This window comes from Gordonia sp. w5E2, from assembly GCF_036540975.1.
GTDB classification, from domain to species: domain Bacteria; phylum Actinomycetota; class Actinomycetes; order Mycobacteriales; family Mycobacteriaceae; genus Gordonia; species Gordonia jacobaea.
In genome coordinates, this window is record NZ_CP144213.1 from 4409521 (window position 1) to 4432139 (window position 22619).

Annotated in this window: 21 protein-coding genes and 5 pseudogenes; 17 read left to right on the forward strand and 9 right to left on the reverse strand. The window is 63.6% G+C overall.

Features of this window, described 5'->3' with window-relative positions; all coding sequences use genetic code 11:
- Window positions 1-93: 93 nt before the first annotated feature.
- From RND64_RS19915 to RND64_RS23170, 3 genes and pseudogenes are all read right to left on the reverse strand, one after another.
- A complete protein-coding gene (locus RND64_RS19915; protein ID WP_083444510.1) occupies window positions 94-1047 on the reverse strand; it encodes a TnsA-like heteromeric transposase endonuclease subunit in 954 nt (317 codons plus the stop codon).
- Window positions 1048-1880: 833 nt separating this feature from the next.
- Window positions 1881-2360: a hypothetical protein gene (locus RND64_RS19920; RefSeq protein WP_040519576.1), complete on the reverse strand. Its 480-nt coding sequence runs from the start codon at window positions 2358-2360 to the stop codon at window positions 1881-1883.
- A 177-nt stretch (window positions 2361-2537) separates the two neighbouring features.
- A pseudogene (locus RND64_RS23170) lies at window positions 2538-3002 on the reverse strand (TniQ family protein); the annotation flags it as partial.
- A gap of 124 nt (window positions 3003-3126) precedes the next feature.
- On the opposite strand from RND64_RS23170, the gene RND64_RS19925 reads away from it, so the two are divergent.
- Complete coding sequence (locus tag RND64_RS19925) at window positions 3127-3345, forward strand: helix-turn-helix domain-containing protein (protein WP_233425431.1); 219 nt, start codon at window positions 3127-3129, stop codon at window positions 3343-3345.
- A gap of 18 nt (window positions 3346-3363) precedes the next feature.
- Here the strand turns inward: RND64_RS19925 and RND64_RS19930 are convergent, their stop codons facing one another.
- The gene (locus RND64_RS19930; protein ID WP_331436275.1) at window positions 3364-4104 is read right to left on the reverse strand and encodes a winged helix-turn-helix transcriptional regulator; all 741 of its coding nucleotides are present in this window, start codon (window positions 4102-4104) and stop codon (window positions 3364-3366) included.
- On the opposite strand from RND64_RS19930, the gene RND64_RS19935 reads away from it, so the two are divergent.
- From RND64_RS19935 to RND64_RS19955, 5 genes are all read left to right on the forward strand, one after another.
- The gene (locus tag RND64_RS19935) at window positions 4103-4489 is read left to right on the forward strand and encodes a hypothetical protein (RefSeq protein WP_005177618.1); all 387 of its coding nucleotides are present in this window, start codon (window positions 4103-4105) and stop codon (window positions 4487-4489) included. The two genes, RND64_RS19930 and RND64_RS19935, sit on opposite strands and share 2 nt — an antisense overlap.
- On the forward strand, window positions 4486-4818 hold the full coding sequence (locus tag RND64_RS19940) for a TfoX/Sxy family protein (protein WP_005177612.1): 333 nt from the start codon (window positions 4486-4488) through the stop codon (window positions 4816-4818). Before RND64_RS19935 ends, RND64_RS19940 begins: the two co-directional genes overlap by 4 nt.
- A 76-nt stretch (window positions 4819-4894) precedes the next feature.
- Entirely contained in the window at window positions 4895-5881 is a 987-nt protein-coding gene (locus RND64_RS19945) for an IS481 family transposase (RefSeq protein WP_331436276.1), read from the forward strand.
- A gap of 11 nt (window positions 5882-5892) precedes the next feature.
- Window positions 5893-6204 (forward strand): putative quinol monooxygenase, encoded by a 312-nt coding sequence (locus RND64_RS19950; RefSeq protein ID WP_005180837.1) that lies wholly within the window; start codon window positions 5893-5895, stop codon window positions 6202-6204.
- A gap of 223 nt (window positions 6205-6427) precedes the next feature.
- A complete protein-coding gene (locus tag RND64_RS19955) occupies window positions 6428-6739 on the forward strand; it encodes a hypothetical protein (RefSeq protein ID WP_152930182.1) in 312 nt (103 codons plus the stop codon).
- Window positions 6740-7466: 727 nt separating this feature from the next.
- On the opposite strand, the gene RND64_RS19960 is transcribed toward RND64_RS19955, so the two are convergent.
- Window positions 7467-7925 carry an Hsp20/alpha crystallin family protein gene (locus tag RND64_RS19960; protein ID WP_040519594.1) on the reverse strand — a complete coding sequence of 153 codons (459 nt, stop codon included), beginning with the start codon at window positions 7923-7925 and terminating at the stop codon, window positions 7467-7469.
- 686 nt (window positions 7926-8611) lie between these two features.
- On the opposite strand from RND64_RS19960, the gene RND64_RS19965 reads away from it, so the two are divergent.
- The gene (locus tag RND64_RS19965; RefSeq protein WP_268760693.1) at window positions 8612-8740 is read left to right on the forward strand and encodes a hypothetical protein; all 129 of its coding nucleotides are present in this window, start codon (window positions 8612-8614) and stop codon (window positions 8738-8740) included.
- Between the two features lie 571 nt (window positions 8741-9311).
- Here RND64_RS19965 and RND64_RS19970 read toward each other — a convergent pair.
- Together RND64_RS19970 and RND64_RS19975 are read right to left on the reverse strand one after the other, a co-directional pair.
- The gene (locus RND64_RS19970) at window positions 9312-9485 is read right to left on the reverse strand and encodes an IS3 family transposase (RefSeq protein ID WP_331436277.1); all 174 of its coding nucleotides are present in this window, start codon (window positions 9483-9485) and stop codon (window positions 9312-9314) included.
- A 51-nt stretch (window positions 9486-9536) separates the two neighbouring features.
- Window positions 9537-10112 (reverse strand): annotated as a pseudogene (locus RND64_RS19975) (IS256 family transposase); the annotation flags it as partial.
- A gap of 56 nt (window positions 10113-10168) precedes the next feature.
- Here RND64_RS19975 and RND64_RS19980 point away from each other — a divergent pair.
- Window positions 10169-11560: an IS256 family transposase gene (locus RND64_RS19980; RefSeq protein ID WP_227918570.1), complete on the forward strand. Its 1392-nt coding sequence runs from the start codon at window positions 10169-10171 to the stop codon at window positions 11558-11560.
- Window positions 11561-11610: 50 nt separating this feature from the next.
- Here RND64_RS19980 and RND64_RS19985 read toward each other — a convergent pair.
- Window positions 11611-12444 (reverse strand): annotated as a pseudogene (locus RND64_RS19985) (IS256 family transposase); the annotation flags it as partial.
- 53 nt (window positions 12445-12497) lie between these two features.
- Window positions 12498-12914 (reverse strand): annotated as a pseudogene (locus tag RND64_RS19990) (helix-turn-helix domain-containing protein); the annotation flags it as partial.
- 429 nt (window positions 12915-13343) lie between these two features.
- Here RND64_RS19990 and RND64_RS23175 point away from each other — a divergent pair.
- The 9 genes and pseudogenes from RND64_RS23175 (at window position 13344) to RND64_RS20030 (ending at window position 22616) form a co-directional block, all read left to right on the forward strand.
- Window positions 13344-13864 (forward strand): annotated as a pseudogene (locus tag RND64_RS23175) (general stress protein).
- Between the two features lie 3 nt (window positions 13865-13867).
- The gene (gene dnaK, locus RND64_RS19995) at window positions 13868-15751 is read left to right on the forward strand and encodes a molecular chaperone DnaK (RefSeq protein WP_005180078.1); all 1884 of its coding nucleotides are present in this window, start codon (window positions 13868-13870) and stop codon (window positions 15749-15751) included.
- An 8-nt stretch (window positions 15752-15759) separates the two neighbouring features.
- Window positions 15760-16284, forward strand: a complete 525-nt coding sequence (locus RND64_RS20000; protein ID WP_005180075.1) for a nucleotide exchange factor GrpE — start codon at window positions 15760-15762, stop codon at window positions 16282-16284.
- Between the two features lie 5 nt (window positions 16285-16289).
- A complete protein-coding gene (locus tag RND64_RS20005) occupies window positions 16290-17243 on the forward strand; it encodes a DnaJ C-terminal domain-containing protein (protein WP_005180074.1) in 954 nt (317 codons plus the stop codon).
- Window positions 17240-17569, forward strand: coding sequence for a chaperone modulator CbpM (locus tag RND64_RS20010; protein WP_005180070.1), 330 nt, complete (start codon window positions 17240-17242; stop codon window positions 17567-17569). The genes RND64_RS20005 and RND64_RS20010 overlap by 4 nt, the downstream gene beginning before the upstream one ends.
- A complete protein-coding gene (gene clpB, locus RND64_RS20015) occupies window positions 17551-20181 on the forward strand; it encodes an ATP-dependent chaperone ClpB (RefSeq protein WP_005180068.1) in 2631 nt (876 codons plus the stop codon). Before RND64_RS20010 ends, clpB begins: the two co-directional genes overlap by 19 nt.
- Window positions 20182-20195: 14 nt before the next feature.
- Window positions 20196-20648, forward strand: a complete 453-nt coding sequence (trxA, locus tag RND64_RS20020; RefSeq protein ID WP_049701016.1) for a thioredoxin — start codon at window positions 20196-20198, stop codon at window positions 20646-20648.
- Complete coding sequence (locus tag RND64_RS20025) at window positions 20645-20911, forward strand: UBP-type zinc finger domain-containing protein (RefSeq protein WP_005180064.1); 267 nt, start codon at window positions 20645-20647, stop codon at window positions 20909-20911. The genes trxA and RND64_RS20025 overlap by 4 nt, the downstream gene beginning before the upstream one ends.
- Entirely contained in the window at window positions 20889-22616 is a 1728-nt protein-coding gene (locus RND64_RS20030; RefSeq protein ID WP_005180062.1) for an FAD-dependent oxidoreductase, read from the forward strand. Before RND64_RS20025 ends, RND64_RS20030 begins: the two co-directional genes overlap by 23 nt.
- Window positions 22617-22619: the final 3 nt, after the last annotated feature.

Consider the following 22619-nt stretch of genomic DNA (forward strand, 5'->3'; position numbering starts at 1 on the left):
TGGATAGGTCCATGGTTCTTCGTTTCTTGTGGAAGGCGATGTCTATCGCCTGCCCTGGTGGTGGCTGTTGTGTGCTCGTGGAATAGGCGACGATCAGCGAACGGAGTCGCTGATGCGGTGGTGGAACAATGCTCTCGCCTCGTCGGTCAGGTAGTCCGGGAGTGGCACCCCTTCCGAGAGTTCTGTGGTGCCGCGCAGAACGAATCGGTGCAGGTCGGCGCGGAGTTGTTGACGCCAGATCAGGTGGCGCACAGCGGGGGTGACTGGCCATTGTGGAAACTGTTCTTGAAGTTTCTCGACCAGCTCGTCGACGGTCAATGTGCCTGCTCGAACCGCCTCAAGGGCGGCAGTTGTGACATCGGAGTTGGTGAGTTCCGGGTCGCGAAACCCGTCGAGGTAACCCATGTTGAGTGACACCATCTCATCGGGTTCGGTCACGTGGACCTCGGTGTTCCAGCCCAGTGCTTGGATCCGTGGCATCGCCCACTGCAGGCACGAAGCTACTTTGGGATCGTTGAGTCCTGGAGCTGTTTTGACTTCCACTATGGTGACCTCTCCCGACCGCGAAACCGTGGCGTAGTCGGGTGTGTAGCGGCGGAGGCGGCGCTCGGCCCGTTCGACGAGCCGAAACGGCTGCGAATGGATCTCGATGATCTCCGGATCGGCATCTGCGAGCTGGAGTCGTCGTAGCTCTCGCAATGACTCGTATTGCACGTGAGCGCCCATCGTGAAGCAGTAGTGTTTACCCGAGTAGTACCACTGCCCCGAGAAATGACGAACAAGCCGTATGGGAAGTGTGTTCTTGAGCGCTTCGCGGCTTTGGACGCCGTCACAGGGGACAGTCGTCACGGTGTCATCAAGACCTCGTATCCTTATTACAGGACCCCCGGCGCTTGCTTTGATGTCTTCCTGTAAGCCATGTTTTTCCGGCACGGCACTATCCTCTCGGAGGGTCTGTGCATGGGACTTCGACATGATCTGACCGCACAACTGCGTGCTTGCACACATTGTTTCGACATCAATCACCGTCCTGGAAACAGGCATCATGCTCGGCCGACCTGGCGGACGAACTCGCTGAGTAATTGCTTCCAAGGGCGAGGTGTGCTCATCGCTCAAGCGATTCGGCAGGAAAGAGTGATCAGAGATCCGCGATCAGAGTATGAGCCAGTTCATTGGCATCACTTCGATTCAGAGTTAACGAGAGTGTCTGCTCGGCGGTCCTGATGCCGTTTCACCTCTGAGAGCCAATGGTAGCGCGAACTGGCGGACCAATCCATAGCCGTGAGCCCCTTTTATCAGACCACGAAAACTCTGCGCGTATCGTCGTCCCCATACATCGAAGCCACAACTAACTCTGGCGGACTGACTACACCGCGTGCGATCGAGTACGTGATAGTTCGGGTTGCCAGTTTGGGAGAGGGACCCTATGTCCATCTATGCGCTCGGCACGGCTCACACCGTAGAGCAACTACTCGAAAGCGGCCGCGACTATCCCTCCGAGTCGGTGTGCCTCAACCCGTTCTGCACCAAGCCTGTCTCGTACGCCGTCCACCACGCGGGTCGGCGGCAGCTGTTCTGCAGTCCGAGGTGCCGTCTTCAGTACCGCGACTATCGCAATCATCTCACCGCCGAGCGAACACAACTCGTCAGTCATATCAACTCGTGTGAGGTACCCCGTCGCACGAAAGTGATTCTCGGGCGCCAACTTAACCAGCTGGACTGGTCACTCGTGCTCTTCCCTCCCACCGACTGGGTTAAGCAGTTCGACTAGCCCCACCGATCCTGCCTTGGTGGAGGACACTGTTGCCACACTTGGTGCACATGACCCTCGTGCAGGAGGCGCCTCCGGCTGCGACAGCTCCGAGCAGACAGCGGATCAATCAGTTGCTCCTGCGGATCAGACGCTTGCTCGAGTCTGGCACGAATTCGGCGGTGCGCAGCCGGTTCCAAATCAGTTCAACTTGAACACTTCGACGCGCCCACGCATTCATCTCCAGGTGCAGATTTGTACAGTGTAGATGCTCTGCTGGTAGCGGAAGCAGCTCGTGCAAGCGCCGGGCAGCCTCATCGATGCCCGCACAGTCGAGCACTCCGAGAGCCAGCGCTATCGTTGGTGCGAGAACAAAGCTCGATACAAAGTTGCGCGTGCTGTTGCGCGCCATGTCACCGGTCTCCCGCAGTTCCAAGATCGCCGCGCCACTTCCCCTTACAAGACAGTCGATCTGCGTGATATCACCAGCCAGAATGATCTGGCGCGCCAGGTACGCCACATCATGCAGCAGTGGACTCGGCGCCCAGGTTGAAGGCGACGGATCACGTTCGGTGCGCAGAAGCGTGTCGATGCGTGCCTGTGCGCACAAGATGGGCGAATCGGCATCGAGAGCAGTCGCCTGAACTCCGCCGAGGACGAACTGGCAAACACCGCCGTAGCGACCATTCGCGCCATCACACGAACCTCCGCGAAGCCGCAGTTGCGTGATGCGACGACGTCGTGGGTGCGATCCGCACTGGGGGCATGTATCCACGAGCAAGCAGTGGTGGCGGCGACACGCGAAAGCCCACCGAGACCGCCAGCCCAACTGCCATCGGCCACCATCTTCGGTTAGGCACTGCGGGCAGAACCGTGAGCTCCTTGTCACGAGCCAGAAGCCCGCACGCGGACGTGGATAAACCTGGTAGTCCGTAGCAACCGGCGTCACGGTGTACCCATCAGTCTCTGGGAACATTGCCGACACAGTCATCGACTCGATCTGCGCCGAGCGCATTCCGCCGGCGAGCGCTAACCGCTCGATCTCGGATCGCGATACGCCGGTAACGAGGTCGCGCCTGCCTGCCCCCGGCATAGACATGTGTCGATAGAACTCGCCCAGCGTGAGCCGATGCCGCCGACAGCACGCTTCTACCCACGAATCGAGCGCTTCTCCGTCGATTGCCGGAACACGCAGCGCCAATGTACGCAAAGCAGTTCGAGCTGGCGAGTCGGACTTGGTTTGCGAGAGCATGTCTTAGTATCGCGTGCGATACAATGGGCGTGGGGCGAACCGCGCCCCTCCCCGACCGGTCACAATGAACGACGTGCCGGTCCCTGAAGCGTCCCTGACGCCAGCTCAAAGGCGGGTCCGGAAGATGCGGCGAGATGCAGTTGGAGACGCGATTCGCCGAGCACGAGTCGGGGCCGGACTAACTCAGCAGCAACTCGCCGACGCCAGCGGCGTCAGCCGACCAGCCATCGCCCGCATCGAAACCGGTGAAGCCTCGACTCAAGTAGACCGGCTGTGGGATCTGGCCGAAGCACTGGGCACGACGCCGAGCGCGATACTCGCGGATGCAGAGTCAAATCTCTAGTCGTCGGGACTGACGCCACTAATTGTACTGACCGGGGACGTTAGTCGACGCTTGCGGCGCCGGTAGAACTCGCGTCAGGGTCGCGGCATCGCCGGTGACATCCACGCCATGCGCGATAGCGGCGGGCAGAGGCATTGCGCCTTGCAGGAGGGCAACCAGTACCGGCCCGGGGCCTGCAACACGCGCCAGGGGGCTGACATCGCGCTGGCAAGGGTTCACCGTGATGGTCCCGTCGGCGGCGGTGAGGTCGAAGCCGTCGTCGAAGGTGCCGAACCGGATCACGATCGGTGGCTCGTCCGGTCTGTGATCCGCGAGGAGGAAGCGTGCCGGTTGGCTGAGCCAGTGCATCTGGAAGATCGCATCACTCGGCGCCTCTGGAACCGTCGGTGCACCCCACTTCAGAAGCTCGCGCAGCACTCCGTCCAGGGCCCGGCCACGCTCGGTAAGCCGATACGTTGGCGTGCCCGGGATTCCTGGGGCGGGCTCGCGGGCGACGACACCGTTGGTCTCGAGGTCCCGCAGGCGCTGGGTGAGCAGGTTCGTCGCGATGCCAGGCAGGCCGCGCTGGACTTCACCAAAGCGCAATGCTCCCCCGATCAGCAGCTCACGCACGATCAGGAGAGTCCACCTGTCACCGACGACATCCAGGGCGCGAGCGATCGAGCAAAGCTGTCCGTAGGACTTCACCTGAACCCCCTTGACTTTATCAAGTGCCTGCTTGAAAGTATCAAGCACCATTCTCACACCAAGGAGAGCCATGCCCGCCACCCTGTCTTCTGCCGCACCTCAGACACTCAAGGACTACTACCGGATCCTCGAGTCCGGCATCGACAGTTACCAGGACGGGGCTGACCTACGGCCTCTGCTGGATGACCACCTCGACTTCACGGGCTCCCTCGCTGGACACCTCCCCGACGCCACCGATGGCTTCCTGGGCGGGGTCGCCGGGTTCATCGCGACGGTCAAGCAGATCGAGATCATCCACGACGTGCACGGCACTAACAGCTCCGCCGTGCTCTACACGGCGACCATGCCCGGCGGTCCCATGACCTTCGCGGAGTTCTTCACCTTCGACGGCGGACGCATCGCGTCCTTGAACCTTCACTACAGCGGCCCCGAGTACATCGAGAAGGGTGGACGATGACGGCACAGAAGGACCTGGTCGAGCGAGTTCGTGACGCGCTAAGAGCTCGCAACCCTCGTGAGGTGTCGATGTTCGGGGGAGTGTCGTTCATGGTCGAGGACCGGATGGTTGTCGCCGCTCGTCGGGAAGGGACGCTCCTGCTACGCATCGACCCCACTGACGCGGAAGACCTGCTCACCCGCCCTGGTGCTCACCCTGCGCTCATGGGCGCAGATCGCCCCATGGGCGACGGCTGGATCAGCGTCGAGCAGGCCGCACTCCAGGGACCTGGGCTCGAGTCCTGGCTCGAGCCAGCACTCACCTTCCATGCAGCGCAAGGCGCCGAGTAGAGATCTCTACTCCAATTCCATCATCCGGTGGCCGGTCGCAAACGCGGCCGGCCACCGATCTATCTCAGGAGGCACTTTGAGTCATCGCAATGCCGCGCTGACCCCACGTCATCGTCTACGAGTCGCACGCCTCGTCATCGAGGAAGGATGGCCGATCAGCGAAGTTGCTGCCCGCTTCCAGGTGTCGTGGCCAACCGTGAAGCGGTGGGTCGACCGCTACCTTGCTGGCGAGCCGATGCAGGACCGGTCGTCACGGCCGAAGTCTTCGCCGAACAAGACGAGCAAGAAGACGACAAAACGGTGCGTGAGCCTACGAATGCGCCTGAGGGAAGGGCCTATTCAACTCGCAGCCCGACTCGGCATCGCCCCGGCCACGGTCCACCGCATCCTCACGACCGCGCGCATGAATCGACTTTCCTACGTCGACCGTGCCACCGGCGAGCCAATCCGCCGATACGAACACGACCACCCTGGCTCACTCGTGCACGTGGACGTCAAGAAGCTTGGGAACATCCCCGACGGTGGGAGCTGGCGATACGCCGGGCGACGTCAAGGATCGAGGAATCGTGCCGTCACTCCCGGCAAGCCGAAGAACAAGTGGCGCAACCCCAAGCTCGGGTATGCGTTCGTGCACACCATCATCGATGACCACTCGCGCGTCGCCTACACCGAGGTTCACAACGACGAATCCGCTGTCACCGCCGTCGGAGTCCTGCATCGAGCGGTCGAGTGGTTCGCCGACCGAGGGGTCGCAATTGAGCGCATCTTGTCCGATAACGGTGGTGCGTACCGTTCTCACCTGTGGCGAGACACGTGCGAGGCCCTATCGATCACTCCGAAGCGAACGCGGCCATACCGCCCACAGACCAACGGCAAGGTCGAGCGATTTCACCGCACCATGGCCGACGGTTGGGCGTATGCGCGCTGCTACACGAGCGAGAACGAACGCCGCGATGCCCTCCCCGACTGGCTCCACGAGTACAACCAGCACCGACCACACACCGCCTGCGGAGGCCAGCCGCCCTTCTCACGATTGATCAACGTCCCCGGTCAGTACACCTAGGAGAACCCCTCATGTCCACACCCGCATCACTTCCGTATGCCTTCGTCGCCAAGATCGTCGCGGCCGATGGACAGCACGACGCGGTCGCCGATCTGCTCGCCGGCGCTGTCTCACTCGCCAACGAAGAAGTAGGAACGATTGTCTGGTTCGCGGTCAGGACCCACGCCGACACCTTCTGGATCTTCGATGCATTCCCCGACGAGGCCGCTCGCGACGCCCACGCCAACGGCGCCATCGTCGCAGCCCTGATGGCCAACCAGCACCTCCTCGGCGCAGCACCCGAGATCCTGGCGGCCGACGTCCTCGCGTCCAAGCTCCCGTAGTCCGCCAACGCACGAGACGATCGCGCCCCGCCGAGCCGTCGCCAGGTCGCGACGCAACGCCACGCTGCGTTGCCGAGCGGTACGAGGCCTATCGGCACACGGACAGGATGCCGGCCGCGAGCGCTCAGCCGGCGAGGGGTCCGTCGCAGAGGAGAGCGACGTCGGTGTCGGGCAGAGCCGTGAGGCCAGCGCCGGTGGGAAGGGTCGAGTCGACGCAATAGTGGTGCAGAACAACGCGGGAGCGACCACCACCTACAGCTACGCCATCCATCTGGTCCCCGCCGGTGAGCCAATCGACGCCCCTGCGATCGCCACACTCAGAGGAGCCCAGCGCAGCCGGACCGACTACGGGGCCAACCTCGAATGGACCGACGCTCGCACTGTTGTCGTCAGTTACTGGAAAGCCGACTCGATCCACCCCGACAACACCCAGCTCAGGCACACCCACCTGGCCGGAATGAACCTGCGTGTGGTCCTGGAACCCGCACCGCCCGATCACCACGCCCTGCCAGGACCAATGACACCGCACCGCTGACCAAAAGTGGCGAAGCGTCTCACTCCTCGGACTCACAGCGGCGCATATGTCAACTGAACACGAATTACCAGCTCCCCCAACTAAATTAGAGTGCCGATAACCTGCCGTGCAGCAGTCCCGGCTGCCGATGTGTCGGGCTTGCCAAGAGCCACCCGACGAACGAACCCCGGGCCGCCCACCTCACTCCGGGTCATGCCACCCCACACTTCGAAGCGTGACAGCGATCACAGCACTATTAGCGATCCGCAAAGATACATCAGTCGAACTGAATATGGACAAGGATGACACTCGGCCGCCGGGGAGGACGGCGGGTGTCATCCTTGTCCGTCCCTCTGCCCTGCCATCGCCAGAGCCCGACACCGCCAACCCTTTCGGCTCCCGGACGCAGCTGTCTCTCAGAAGCTCTCGGACGGAGGTGGGCGGGCCACGCTGCCGCCCACCTCGACTGACTACTCGGTGTCGCGGCCGCAGGTGCGCGACGCGAGGGGCGGTCCGGCCGGAACCAGGTGGCCGGCGCCGAGCGGTGCTGATCCCGCACGTGAGGGTAGGTAGCACCCGCTGCGGATCGCCAACCTGCGCGAAGACAGCATCGATTTCAGCGGCCAGCCAGGTGTCTTCGACGTCGATCACGTCGACACAACCGGCCAGCGGCACAGCCCTGACGCAGCCCATCATCTCTGACCTCCCTGCGCTTGGGGTGACAGTGACGACCACCACCCCGGGTCAGTCAGCCCGAGGCCGCCTCGGAGCCAGCGGTGATCTCCTGACGCCCAGCACCGGAATGCTCAATGGCCACCTTGCGAGGCTTGGTCTTCTCAGCCACCGGGATCGTCACCGTGAGCACACCGTTGTCATAGGCAGCAGAGATCTTCGCCGGATCGACACCCTCACCCAGAGTGATCTGCCGACGGTAGGTGCCGGCGAATCTCTCGTTGGCCAGCCACTGCACACCCTCATCCGAGAGTGCGCTGCGATGCGCCGACAAGGTCAACACCCCGTTGTCGACGTTGAGATCGATCGAACCAGGATCAACACCAGGCAGGTCGGCGATCAACGAATAGTGGTCGTCGACCTTGTACACATCGATCGGCATGAATCTCGGTGCACGTCGGCCAGCGACGGACTCGCCAGTGAGAAGTCCTCGAGCCCAGTCATCAACCATGGAGAACGGATCGATACCCAGCATCGCAACCACCTCCTTGATCCACGGGTGCCGCCACACTGACGGCACCACATCAACCTTCACTGCGCACCATCAGATTAGCACTCACAACCAGCGAGTGCCAAGCATCTGATTGATGTTCCGCGCACTCAGTCATCCACCAGCACAACAGCACTCGATCCAAGAGCGAGCAGTAACCCGCATTCGGCATCGGGTGGCGGGCCGCGCATACGAGTGCTATCTAGGAAGACGACGTTCACCGACGGCCACGTTCCGCGCGACATGACCCAGGAAGGATGATCCCACCCGATGTCGGCCCCCGCCCCCGAACTTCACCCGATCGTCTGGCCCGATCCCAGCCCGCTGCAGCACTGGTGGACCCACGTCATGGGCGCAGCCACGCCTCCACCCGGATCAATCCGAAACACTGGTACCAGCCACCCCCGACACCAGTCGACCGGCAGCGAAGCACTCCCAGCCCGACATTGACCGCCAGCACCGGGTGCCCGTGGCCTCAACAGCAGCTGGCCTCCGCTCGACGGCCCTGACCGCGTCACACACCTCTACGGCCGGGCCCACGCCTGCCCAGGTGCAGTGACTACGACGCCCCCGACCTCAGGGCGGCGTTCTGCTCACGGGCGGGCCGGGCGTCGGCCTTGCGACGTCTCTTGTTGTCCCACAACCCCACCACTTGCATCGAACTTGCAGTCATGACCTCCCGCAGCCTCACATTTCACCGTCACACCCCGCCCACCCCACAACACCACGACCTACGGTGGGCCCTGGCCTACCTCATCGCCCTGGCCGCCATCCTTGTATTCCTCACCACGTCGCAGTGACACCTCACTCCCCTGGCGGGTTGGCAGGGTGCGGCGACAGACCACGTCCGTCCACGCCTCGGCCAGCACTGGTGGGTCAACCCGACAGCAGGTGACGGCAGCGGCGTACCCCGCCGCTGCCGTCACGCGCACACGTAACGTCCGATCACCGGTCGCGGATCGGTATCGGACCAACCCCCGTAGGGCCGAAACAGACTGCGCTATGCTGCCTTCGTAGCAATAGAGCAGGCCAGCAGCAGGGAGGGCAGACGCGGATGGTGATCCTGGGTGGTCTTGTTGCGCCCGTCGCTGTGATGGTCACCGCGTTGGTCATGGAAGCACTGCAAGAACGCATACTCCCCCACATGACCGACGACGTCCCGCGCCCATGACAGACCGGGCGGCCGCCCATTCCTAGCCACGGCATTTCTGCCAGACCGGTGCCGCGCACTCACGGTTGCCATCTGTCGCAGACTGGCCTTGAAACCGTGGCCCCAGACTGGCGATGGAGCCTACGACGTCGATTCCGATCCGACAGACTGGCCGCCGGGCTGAGCCAACCTGAATCGCCCCGGGTTTGCTGGAGGCTCGGTTAGTTGGTTCCAGCGGTTGCCGGGACCCGGGTTCTCACCCGGTAGTTGGTGACCGTGTGGGTCGACCAGTAGGTGGTCTCGTATTCGACGGGTGGGACGTGTCCGATCTCGCCGTGCAGGCGGCGGTGATTGAACCAATCGATGTATTCGGCGACGGCGATCGAGCTTGTCAAGATGTCTGTGTAAGAACGTAACTCCTGATTTCTTGGGTTCGCTTTCGGTGTCTAGTTGAGGTGGGGTTCGATGCGGTCGGGGTAGGCCAGGGCGAGTTGTCCGAGGGCCTGTTTCCAGCTGGTCACGACTTGCCCTTCGACGAGTCGTCCGGGCGCTTTACGCTGACTGGCTGGCTTGCCGCGTTCCTTCTCGCGTTGCCTGGCTCGTTTGTCCTCGATGTCGCAGATAGCCAGCCAGAGCAGTTTGCGGACCGCGACGTCGTTGGGGAAGTGTCCCCTGTTCTTGATGACCTTGCGGAGTTGATAGTTCAGCGACTCGATCGAGTTGGTGGTGTAGATGACCTTGCGCAACTCGGGTGGGAAGGCCAGGAATGGGATGAATCTGTCCCAGGCGCGGTCGAAAGCCTGTGCCGCACTCGGATATGTGACACCCAACGCCGAATCTCGGAAGATCTCCCATTCTCGGCGCGCGGTCTCGGCGTCGGGGGCGGTGTAAATCGGTTTGATCGCCCGGGCGACCTGTTTGCGGTCTTTGTAGTTGATGAACCGCATCGCGTTGCGGATCAGGTGCACGACGCAGGTTTGTACGGTGGCCAAAGGCCACGTCGCCTCGATCGCCTCGGGGAATCGGGGGTGTCAGATGGTCTGTGTAAGTCCAGTGCTCATTAGTGAGAGGAAGATTTATGAGCATGGCGTTAGACGACAAGCAGCAGGACAACGACGACCACCCACCGCTGCCTGAGCTCGCAGAGCCGCGTTCGACTGCGGAGGTGGCCGAAGCGTTGCAGGCCTCGGGCATGGTCGATGAGTTGTTGGCCCAGATCGATTCGGGTCAGGTGCAGGTCACCGGGGACGGTGGCTTGATTCCGGGCTTGATCAAACTCGCCCTCGAACGCGGTTTGAAGGCCGAGCTGACCGATCACCTCGGCTACGAGAAGGGCGACCCGGCAGGCCGGGAACTGCCCAACGCCCGCAACGGATCAACCCCGAAAACGGTGGCGTCTGAGGCGGGGCCGGTCGAGCTGAAGGTCCCTCGTGACCGTGACGGCACCTTCACCCCACGTCTGGTGCCGAAGGGATCGCGTCGGCTCGGCGGCCTCGATGACATCATCATCTCGCTGTACGCCGGAGGCATGACGTTACGCGACATCCAACATCATCTGGCCGCCACGGTGGGCACCGATCTGTCGCATGAGACGATCTCCAAGATCTGCGACGAGGTTTGCGACGCGGTCGATGAATGGCAGAGCCGGCCGCTGGAAGCGTTGTATCCCGTCCTCTATCTCGATGCCCTGGTGGTCAAGGTCAAAGACGGTGCTCACGTTCGAAATAAGCACGCCCACATAGCTATTGGTGTCGACATGGCTGGCGTCAAGCATGTGCTGGGCATCTGGATACAGGCTGAAGAGGGCGCGAAGTTCTGGGCCGGGGTGTGCGCGAATCTGGCCAACCGCGGCGTCAAGGACGTGCTGATCGTGTGCTGCGACGGGCTGACCGGATTCCCCGAGGCGATCGAGGCGACGTGGCCTTTGGCCACCGTACAAACCTGCGTCGTGCACCTGATCCGCAACGCGATGCGGTTCATCAACTACAAAGACCGCAAACAGGTCGCCCGGGCGATCAAACCGATTTACACCGCCCCCGACGCCGAGACCGCGCGCCGAGAATGGGAGATCTTCCGAGATTCGGCGTTGGGTGTCACATATCCGAGTGCGGCACAGGCTTTCGACCGCGCCTGGGACAGATTCATCCCATTCCTGGCCTTCCCACCCGAGTTGCGCAAGGTCATCTACACCACCAACTCGATCGAGTCGCTGAACTATCAACTCCGCAAGGTCATCAAGAACAGGGGACACTTCCCCAACGACGTCGCGGTCCGCAAACTGCTCTGGCTGGCTATCTGCGACATCGAGGACAAACGAGCCAGGCAACGCGAGAAGGAACGCGGCAAGCCAGCCAGTCAGCGTAAAGCGCCCGGACGACTCGTCGAAGGGCAAGTCGTGACCAGCTGGAAACAGGCCCTCGGACAACTCGCCCTGGCCTACCCCGACCGCATCGAACCCCACCTCAACTAGACACCGAAAGCGAACCCAAGAAATCAGGAGTTACGTTCTTACACAGACATCTTGACAAGCTCGGGGAATCCGGTCAGCCCGTCGCAGCACACGATCAGCACGTCCTTGACGCCGCGGTTGGCCAGATTCGCGCACACCCCGGCCCAGAACTTCGCGCCCTCTTCAGCCTGTATCCAGATGCCCAGCACATGCTTGACGCCAGCCATGTCGACACCAATAGCTATGTGGGCGTGCTTATTTCGAACGTGAGCACCGTCTTTGACCTTGACCACCAGGGCATCGAGATAGAGGACGGGATACAACGCTTCCAGCGGCCGGCTCTGCCATTCATCGACCGCGTCGCAAACCTCGTCGCAGATCTTGGAGATCGTCTCATGCGACAGATCGGTGCCCACCGTGGCGGCCAGATGATGTTGGATGTCGCGTAACGTCATGCCTCCGGCGTACAGCGAGATGATGATGTCATCGAGGCCGCCGAGCCGACGCGATCCCTTCGGCACCAGACGTGGGGTGAAGGTGCCGTCACGGTCACGAGGGACCTTCAGCTCGACCGGCCCCGCCTCAGACGCCACCGTTTTCGGGGTTGATCCGTTGCGGGCGTTGGGCAGTTCCCGGCCTGCCGGGTCGCCCTTCTCGTAGCCGAGGTGATCGGTCAGCTCGGCCTTCAAACCGCGTTCGAGGGCGAGTTTGATCAAGCCCGGAATCAAGCCACCGTCCCCGGTGACCTGCACCTGACCCGAATCGATCTGGGCCAACAACTCATCGACCATGCCCGAGGCCTGCAACGCTTCGGCCACCTCCGCAGTCGAACGCGGCTCTGCGAGCTCAGGCAGCGGTGGGTGGTCGTCGTTGTCCTGCTGCTTGTCGTCTAACGCCATGCTCATAAATCTTCCTCTCACTAATGAGCACTGGACTTACACAGACCATCTGACACCCCCAATCCGAACGCTCTCCATACACGCGAAACAGTTGACTGCGACATGCCGAGATGCTCAGCCATCGCCCGCGTCGACCAGTGTGTCGCATTCTTCGGAGTGGTCTCGAGAGTTGCGGTGATCAGGTCTTTGATCTGCTCGTCGTCGACGGTGCGAGGTCGCCCGGGCCGGGGTTCGTCGAGCAACCCCTCGCAGCGGTGCTCGACGAACCGGCCTCGCCATCGCCGCACGGTACCTCGGTTGAGGCCGAGTCGTTGTGCCACTTCGGTATTCGACCCGCCATCAGCGGCAGCGAGAACGATTCGTGATCGCATCGCCAAACCCGAGGCCGTCGTTCGCCGACGCGCCCACCCTTCGAGCTCACGGCGCTCGTCATCGGTCAGAACAACATCCACTGCTCGCGGACCCCGGGTTGCCATTCCCTAGCCTAACAACCGAACGAAATTAATGACTCAGGACACTAGCCACACACCGACACGGTACTCTCGTTCTCCACCGTCGCATCGGCCTCGAATTCAAGCGTTGTCGACACTCGACTCCCGTCTTGCTCTCTTCGTCCCATCCGCACACTTCTCTCCAATCAGCAGGGTTACGACCAATACTTGAGCCCGCCGCGTCGATTCCCCCATTCCATGACGGTAGGCACCGTTCTGGGCGATACTGAGAAGTGCCCCGGACCGAGTAGAGGCTAGGTACATGCAGAACTCACGCAATCCTGACGCGACAATTCTCACTGCGGCCGAACCGCATCGGATGACACTGGGACTGCCCCTACGCAAAACCCCAGGCATCCGCGGCAGCGGCACCACACGGAGATATTCTGGCCGGCCAACCCATCAGGCAGGGAGGTGATAGAGTCCAGTGGCGGGACTACCACGGTACGTCCGCACCGATCTGCCCCTCAAATATAGTAACGTTCGCCAACTTCGCCGAAACTGAAAACGACGTCGACGACCTCTCCGGCCAGCATTTCGCAGTAGGCAAACTAGCCATCGCGCGCCAGGACATCGAGCCGGTCGAATAGGTCATCGGCACACTGAACTACCGTTGGGCCGCGCCCGCGCCGCCGCGGGCGCGTGGACAGCTACACCATTAGGCTGGATTTTTGGATTACTCCACCGAGGCCGGCCGCCGTGTACACGCCTCGATCTCAGCTTCTACGCGCCGATCTTCGGTGCCGTTGTCGGCGCTCCGTTCGGCCTGCTCATGCACGCATCACAGGACAGGGCAGCCAGCGCGACTTCACCTCGTTCCCAGTCCTTACGACCATGTCCCTACACAACCACGTCACTACGAAGTCCTCGCCGACGTCGAGGTCGCGGACGAAGCCGTCCGCCTTCTCACCGGCCGGACCGATCGAAAGGAATGAATCATGGCAACTGCGGTAGGCATCGACTTGGGCACCACCAACTCGGTCATCGCAAGCTGGCAAGGCGGCGAACCGGTGGTGATCTCCAATGTCGAGGGTGCGCGGACGACGCCGTCGGTGGTCGCCTTCACTGAGAGTGGCGAGCGCCTGGTGGGTCAGCTGGCCCGACGACAGGCGATCTTGAACCCGAAGGGCACGATCTACTCGGCGAAACGCTTCATCGGGCGTCACTACGATGAGATCTCTGAGGAGGCCAAAGCGGTCAGCTTCGACGTCGTGCCGGGTGACAACGGTGAGGCGCGATTCGACGTGCGGGGCAAAAAGTACGCGCCGGAGGAGATCAGTGCACTGGTGCTGCGCAAGCTCGTCGACGACGCGAGCAGGTTCCTTGGCGAGAAGGTGAAGGAAGCGGTCATCACCGTTCCGGCCTATTTCAATGACGCGCAGCGCAACGCCACCAAGGATGCCGGCCGCATCGCTGGCCTCGAAGTTCTGCGAATCATCAACGAGCCGACCGCGGCGGCATTGGCGTACGGCATGGACAAGCAGGTCCATGAAACCGTATTGGTGTTCGACCTGGGCGGCGGCACGTTCGATGTGAGTCTGCTCGACGTCGGTGAGGGCGTAGTCGAGGTTCGGTCCACGGCCGGCGACTCCCACCTCGGCGGCGACGACTTCGACCGGCGCCTGGTGGACTACCTCGCCGACGAATTCCAGCGTGCCGAGAACATCGATCTGCGCAAGGATGCGCAGGCATTGCAGCGCCTCTTCGAGGCCGCGGAGAAGGCCAAGGTCGAGTTGTCCTCGGTGACGCAGGCGCAGGTCAACTTGCCCTTCGTCACTGCTGACGCGAACGGTCCCAAGCACCTCACCACCACGATCATGCGATCGAAGTTCGAGGATCTGACGGCGGATCTGGTGGAACGCTGCCTCGGTCCGGTGAAGCAGGCGATGAGTGACGCCAAGGTCACCGCCAACGATATCGACGAGGTGATCCTGGTCGGTGGTTCGACACGGATTCCGGCGGTGCAGGCGCTGGTTCGCCGGCTCACCGGCGGTAAGGATCCCCACATGGGCGTCAACCCGGATGAGGTCGTCGCGCTCGGTGCCGCCGTCCAGGCGGGCGTGCTCAAGGGTGAGGTTTCCGATGTGCTGTTGCTCGATGTCACCCCGCTGTCCCTCGGCGTCGAGACGCAGGGCGGGGTGATGACCAAGATCATCGAGCGCAACACGACGATCCCGGCCCGGCGCAGTGAAGTGTTCTCCACCGCGGAGGACAATCAGTCCGCCGTGGACGTCGTGGTCCTGCAGGGCGAACGCGAACGCGCCGCCGACAACCGGGTGCTGGGCCGGTTCCGGCTCGAAGACATCCGACCTGCGCCACGCGGCGAGGCGCAGGTCGAAGTCACGTTCGATATCGATGCCAACGGCATCCTCAACGTCACCGCTCGGGATAAGGACACCGGCAAGGAGCAGAGCATCACGATCAGTGAGCAGGGCAACCTGGATCAGGGTGAGGTCGAGCGGATGCTCGCGGAGGCCGAACGGAACCGGGGTGAGGACGAGGCGCTGCGCAAGGCTGTCGACGCGCGTAACGAGCTCGATTCGGTTGCCTATCAGGTGGAACGGCGACTGGCCGAACTCGGTGAGAGTGCGCCACCGCACGACAAGGCGCGCGCCGAGATGCTGGTCGCCGACGCCAGGAAAGCTGTGAAGGACGGTGCTTCACCCGCGGAGGTACAGCCACTGACCTCGGAGCTGCAGCAGCTGCTCTATGGGCTCGCCCCGGTCCAGGCCGGCGGCGGCGACGGACACCAGGCTGGCGGTGGAGACGCTGCGTCGTCGGATGACGACGACGTGATCGACGCCGAATTCGATCGAAGCTGAGGCACCTGATGGACAGATCTGCTGATCATTCGACGACCGAGCCGGCTACCGACGGTACCGACGGGGATCAGACCGAGACGGCGCCTGATCGCACCGACACGGGGGCTGAGTTCGCTCAACTCGAGGACCGCTGGCGCAGGGCCCTCGCAGATCTGGACAACCTGCGCAAGCGGTATGCCAAAGATCTCGACCGTGAACGCGCCGCGGAGACAGCGAGGGTATCGGCGGCGTGGCTGCCGGTGCTGGACAACCTGGAGCTTGCGCTGGCACATGCGGGTAGTGACCCGCAGACTGTCGTCGACGGTGTGAAGGCAATCCGGGACCAGGCGGTGCAGATACTGTCACGGCTCGGCTTCGAGCGCCACGACGAGGTCGGTGTGCCGTTCTCCCCGGAGCTCCACGAAGTGGTCAGTGTGGTGACCCAACCCGACCTTCCCTCCGGAACCGTGATCGAGGTCTTGCGGCCAGGTTACGGAGAAAACGGACAGCAGTTGCGTCCCGCCACCGTGGTCGTCAGCCGACCTGAGGAGTGAGCGCCATGGCGCGTGACTACTACGAAGCGCTCGGGGTCCCGCGCAGCGCCGACACCGACGAAATCCAGCAGGCCTACCGCCGACTTGCCCGCAAATATCACCCCGACATCAACAAAGACCCCACTGCGGAAGACAAGTTCAAAGAGATCAATGAGGCCTACCATGTGTTATCCGACCCGGACACCCGGAAACGCTACGACCGATTCGGTGACGACTTCCGGCGTGTGCCCGAGGACTACGACGAACGGGTCCGGGCAAGCGCCGGTGGGTACGGCGGCGGGTTCGGCGGCGGCGGGTACGGCGGTGGGGGGTACGGCGGTGGGGGCGGGGGCAGAAGGGTGCACTTCGGTCACGGTGTCGGTGGCGAGGGCGGCGTCGACTTCGAGGACCTCTTCGGACAGATGTTCGGCGGCGGTGGCGGGTACGGGCCGATTCCCGGCGCCGATCAGGAAGCGGAACTGGAACTGCCCCTGGAAGAGGCGTACCGGGGCGGCAAACGCACTCTCAGACTGGACGGCCGGCGATACGACGTCAACATTCCGGCCGGTGTCCTGGACGGCCAGCGAATCCGGCTGGCCGGGCAAGGAGGCCGGGGCAACGGCGACGCGCCGCCCGGGGATCTGTACCTCGTGGTCCGGATCAAACCGCATCCCCGGTTCCGCGTCCAGGGCCGGGACATCTACGTCGACCTGCCCGTCTCCCCCTGGGAAGCAGCCCTCGGCGCGACGGTCGCCGTTCCCACCCCGGGTGGCGAGGCGAAAGTCAAAGTCGTACCGGGCTCGTCGACAGGTAGGAAGCTGCGCCTGCGCGGAGAAGGAATGCCCAATCCGCGGGGCGCCAACGGCAACCTCTACGCCGAAATCAAGGTGATGGTGCCGCCGAAACCGACAGCACGCGAACGCGAGCTGTTCGAACAGTTGGCCACCGAATCGAACTTCGATCCGAGGAAACAGCCATGAGCACCCCGACCCCGGTCACCCAGTACATATTGGTTCGCCGTACCGGAATGTCGCTGGATGTCTTCGCCGAACGTACCGGGCTGCACCCCGACCTGGCACGAAAGCTTGTGGCTCTCGGCCTGCTCGACGCCCACCGCGACCCCGGCGGCGAAATATTGTTCGAACCGTCAGCAGTGGCCCACGCTGCCCGCATCCAACGGTTACGGACGGGTCTAGGCCTGAACTACTCGGCAATCGGGCTCGTGCTCGATCTGCTGGATCGAATCGAGAAACTCGAAGCAGCGTCCCACGGAAGGAAGACACCCCCATGGACACCGGCAGCCTGACTGAAAAGTCACGAGAAGCCCTGCAGGAAGCCCAGAACCTGGCGACCAGAATGGGCCACACAGAGGTCGACGGAGAGCACCTGCTGCTCGCGTTGGTCGATCAGCAGGACGGGCTGGTACCCCGACTGCTCGAGCAGGCCGGCGCGAACGTCGACGCCCTGCGATCCGATCTGGAACGTGAACTCTCGCGCAGGCCGAAGGTCAGCGGCCCCGGCGCGACGCCCGGTCAGGTGATGATCACCCAACGCCTGGCCAAGCTGCTCGACGCCGCGGAACGGGAGGCGAAGCGACTCAAGGATTCCTACGTGTCGGTGGAGCATCTCGTGATGGCTCTCTCCGAGGAGGGGTCGACCAGTGCGGCCGGACGGGTTCTCACCAGTCATGGGGTCACACGAGAGGCCTTCCTCACCGCCTTGACCACAGTGCGCGGCAATCAGCGCGTCACCTCGGCCACCCCGGAGGGTGCGTACGAGGCGCTCGAGAAGTACGGACGCGACCTCGTCTCCGAGGGGCGGGCAGGCAAACTCGATCCGGTCATCGGCCGCGATGCCGAGATCCGCAGGGTAACGCAGATCCTGAGCCGGAAGACGAAGAACAATCCGGTGCTGATCGGCGACCCCGGCGTCGGCAAGACCGCGATCGTCGAGGGCCTCGCCCAGCGGATCGTCCGCGGCGACGTGCCCGAGGGCCTACGCGACAAGACGATCTTCTCGCTCGACATGGGTTCCCTGGTGGCCGGCGCGAAGTACCGCGGCGAGTTCGAGGAGCGACTGCAGGCGGTGCTGTCCGAGGTGAAGGCGGCCGAGGGGCGCATCCTGTTGTTCGTCGACGAGTTACACACAGTGGTCGGCGCGGGATCGGTCGGCGGCGAGGGGTCTCTCGACGCCGGCAACATGCTCAAGCCGATGCTCGCCCGCGGCGAACTGCACATGATCGGTGCCACCACCCTCGACGAGTATCGCAAGCACATCGAATCCGATGCGGCACTGGAGCGACGCTTCCAGACCGTTCTCGTCGACGAGCCCGGCATCGAGGATGCGATCTCGATTCTGCGCGGACTTCGAGAACGCCTCGAGGTGTTTCACGGCGTGAAGATTCAGGACGGCGCACTGGTGGCCGCCGTGACCCTCTCGCACCGGTACATCACCGACCGTTTCCTTCCGGACAAGGCGATCGATCTGGTAGACGAGGCGTGTGCGCGGCTACGCACCGAAATCGATTCGATGCCCGCCGAACTCGACGAGCTCACCCGGAAGGTGACCCGGCTGGAGATCGAGGAGGCCGCGCTGTCCAAGGAAACGGACGCGGCCAGCAAGGCGCGTCTCGAAGAGTTGCGTAAGGAGCTGGCCGATCTGCGGGCCGAGGCCGACGCCCGGCACGCGCAGTGGGAGGCGGAGCGCCAAGCGATCCGTCGGGTGCAGGAGCTACGGGGGGAGCTGGAACGATTGCGCCACGAGGCCGAGGAGGCCGAACGCAATTACGACCTCAATCGGGCCGCCGAGCTGCGCTACGGCGAGATCACCGAACTCGAACGCAGGCTCGAGGCGGCGGAGGAGCAATTGGCCACCAGGCAAGGCCGCAATCCGTTGCTGCGTGAGGTGGTCACCGAAGACGAGATCGCAGAAATCGTGGCCGCATGGACGGGCATCCCGGTCGCCCGGCTACAGGAAGGAGAGCGGGAAAAGCTGTTGAAACTCGACGAAATCCTGCACGAGAGAGTCATCGGTCAGGACGAGGCTGTGCAACTGGTCGCAGACGCGGTCATCCGGGCGAGGTCCGGTATCCGTGATCCGCGCCGGCCGATCGGTTCGTTCATCTTCCTGGGCCCGACAGGTGTGGGGAAGACCGAGCTCGCAAAGACGCTGGCCAGTGCCCTCTTCGACAGCGAAGACAACATGGTGCGCCTGGACATGAGCGAGTACCAGGAGCGGCACACGGTGAGTAGGCTCATCGGTGCACCCCCCGGGTACATCGGGTACGACGAGGGTGGCCAGCTCACCGAGGCGGTGCGCCGCAAGCCGTACTCCGTGGTGCTCTTCGACGAGATCGAGAAGGCCCACGCCGACGTCTTCAATACCCTGCTGCAGGTGCTCGATGACGGCCGGATCACCGATTCTCAAGGCAGGCAAGTCGATTTCCGGAACACGGTGATCATCATGACCTCCAACATCGGATCCCAGCATCTCCTCGAGGGAGTCACAGCCGACGGCGAGATCAAGCCGGACGCCCGGGAGCGGGTGCTGGCGGAACTGCGCGGGCACTTCCGTCCCGAGTTCCTCAACCGGGTCGACGACATCGTGTTGTTCACCCCGCTCACGCTGCCCCAGATCGAGCACATCGTCGAGCTGCAGCTCGCCGATCTTCGGAACAGGTTGTCGGAGCGCCAGATACACCTGGATATCACGCCGGAAGCACGCCGGCTCATCGCCGAACACGGTTTCGACCCGGTCTACGGTGCGCGGCCGCTGCGGCGGTATATCGCCCATGAGGTCGAAACCAGGATAGGTCGTGCGCTGTTGCGCGGCGAAATCGAACCGGGCGGCACCATCAGTGTCACGGTGGACGGCGGCGAGCTCGCCGTCGCATATACGGAACCCGCCATCGCGGCCTGAGAAGAGGTGTCGTCATGGGATCCGACAAGGTGAAGTGCCCACACTGCGGCAAGGTCAACAAGGTGCCGGCGGCCGGGGACGGGAGACCCCGCTGCGGGAACTGCCACGAGCCGCTGCCCTGGATCGCCTCGGCAGGGGACGGCGACTTCGCGGAGGTCGCCGAGAAATCCTCGGTGCCTGTACTCGTTGACCTCTGGGCGACGTGGTGCGCTCCGTGCCGCATGGTCAGCCCCGCGCTCGCGCAGCTCGCCACAGAACGCGCAGGTCAGATCAAGCTGGTCAAGGTCGACGTGGACGCTGCGCCCCAGACGGCCGAACGGTTCACCGTCCGCGCCGTACCGACTCTGCTGGTGATGGACCGAGGTGAGGTACTCGCTCGTCAGGCGGGCGCAGCTCCGGTACCCCAGCTGCGCACGTGGCTCGATCAGGCGCTCTCGGAAAATGCAGGCAAGAAGGCGAAGCCATGACCTCGGTCCATGCCGACCCGCACGTGACCGCGATCCGGGCCGTGGTGCCCCGCACTCCACAGGGTTGCGAGGAATGTCTTCGCCTCGGCACCCCGTGGGTACATCTGAGGCTGTGCCTGACGTGCGGACACGTCGGTTGCTGCGACTCCTCGCCGGGCAAGCACGCGAGCGCACACGCTCACACCATCGGCCATCCGATCGTCCAGTCGATGGAACCCGGTGAAGATTGGCGCTGGTGTTATGTCGACCAGAACTTCGTCTGAGGACGCCCCACGCCTCGGCGACGGTCAGCTCGTCGACGACGAGACCCCGGATACAGTCGGAGCATTCCCGCGGCTGACGGACGACCAGATCACGACGCTCGAGGTCGGTGGCACGCGTCGATCGGTTCACGCCGGCGAGGTGCTGATCCGAGCGGGCGCGCCCAGCAACGACTTCTTCGTCATCCTCACCGGCAAGGTCGCGGTCATCGACGAGGGCGCCGAGGACGGCGAACGCCGGATACTGCGCGTGCACGGTCCGGGCCGATTCCTGGGCGAGCTCGGACTGCTGGAAGGCCAGGTGGCGTTCTTCACCGCCGAAGCGATCGAGAACGGCGAGGTCCTCGTCGTCCCGGCCGAGCGGGTGCGCGAGCTCGTCGCCCACGACCTCGTGCTCAGCGATCTGATCCTGCGCGCCTACCTGATCCGCCGGCACCTGCTGATCGGGCTCGGCGCGGGGTTCCGGATCATCGGCTCCTGCTATTCCCCGGACACGTTGCGGCTTCGCGAATTCGCCATACGAAACCGGCTGCCCCACAGGTGGATCGATCTGGAGCAAGACGAACGGGCGGAGCAGCTGCTGCAAAGCCTGGGTGTCGCCCCCGAGGACACTCCCGTCGTGATCTGGCACGGCGAGAAAGTGCTGCGCAATCCGACGAACGCCGAACTCGCCCGCATCGTCGGGCTCCCGGTCCCAGACTCGGTCCCGGACGCAGCCCAGGACGTGTGCGACCTCGTCGTCGTAGGTGCCGGACCGGCGGGTCTGGCCGCGTCCGTGTACGGCTCATCCGACGGGTTGAACACGGTGACACTGGAGTCGATCGCTGCAGGTGGGCAGGCTAGCACCTCCTCCCGGATCGAGAACTACCTGGGCTTCCCGGCGGGGATCTCCGGCGCCGAATTGGCCGAGCGCGCCCTAATCCAGGCCGGGAAATTCGGTACCCGCCTTCTCGTGTCGGCGGAGGTGACCGGTTTGGGATCCGAGGGCGGGCACCATGTGCTCCGGCTGGCGGACGGCGGCGAGATCCGCGCCCGGGCGGTCGTGCTCGCCACCGGGGCGCGATATCGCAAGTTGGAGGTTCCGGGAATCGAGGCACTGGAGGGGAGAAGCGTGTATTACGCCGCAACCCATCAGGAAGCGCGGCTGTGCGGCACCGACCCTGTAGCCATCGTCGGCGGCGGAAACTCCGCCGGCCAGGCCACCGTCTTCCTCGCAGACCATGTCTCCCACGTTCACCTCCTCATCCGCGGCCACGACCTCGGAAAGAGCATGTCCCGATACCTGGTCGACCAGATCGAACGGCATCCGCGGGTGACCGTGCACCGGAACACCGAGATTCGTCAGGTCCACGGCGACAAGCACCTCGAAGAGATTGTGGTCGAGGACAATCGCACGGGCGACCAGGACACGATCCGGGTGCACGCCCTGTTCGTCTTCATCGGGGCGACGCCGCACACCGGGTGGCTGGCCGACACGATCGCACTCGACGACCACGGCTTCGTCCTCACCGGCATGGACGCGGTCCACGCCCGAGGAGACGGCAACCGGCCGATCAGCGCCGGGCTGTCCAGGACGCTCGAAACCAGCCGGTCCGGCCTGTTCGCGGCGGGCGACGTCCGCAGCGGCTCGGTGAAACGGGTCGCATCCGCAGTCGGTGAAGGAGCGATGGCGGTACGCCAAATCCATGAATACTTCGAAAGGAGCTGACGA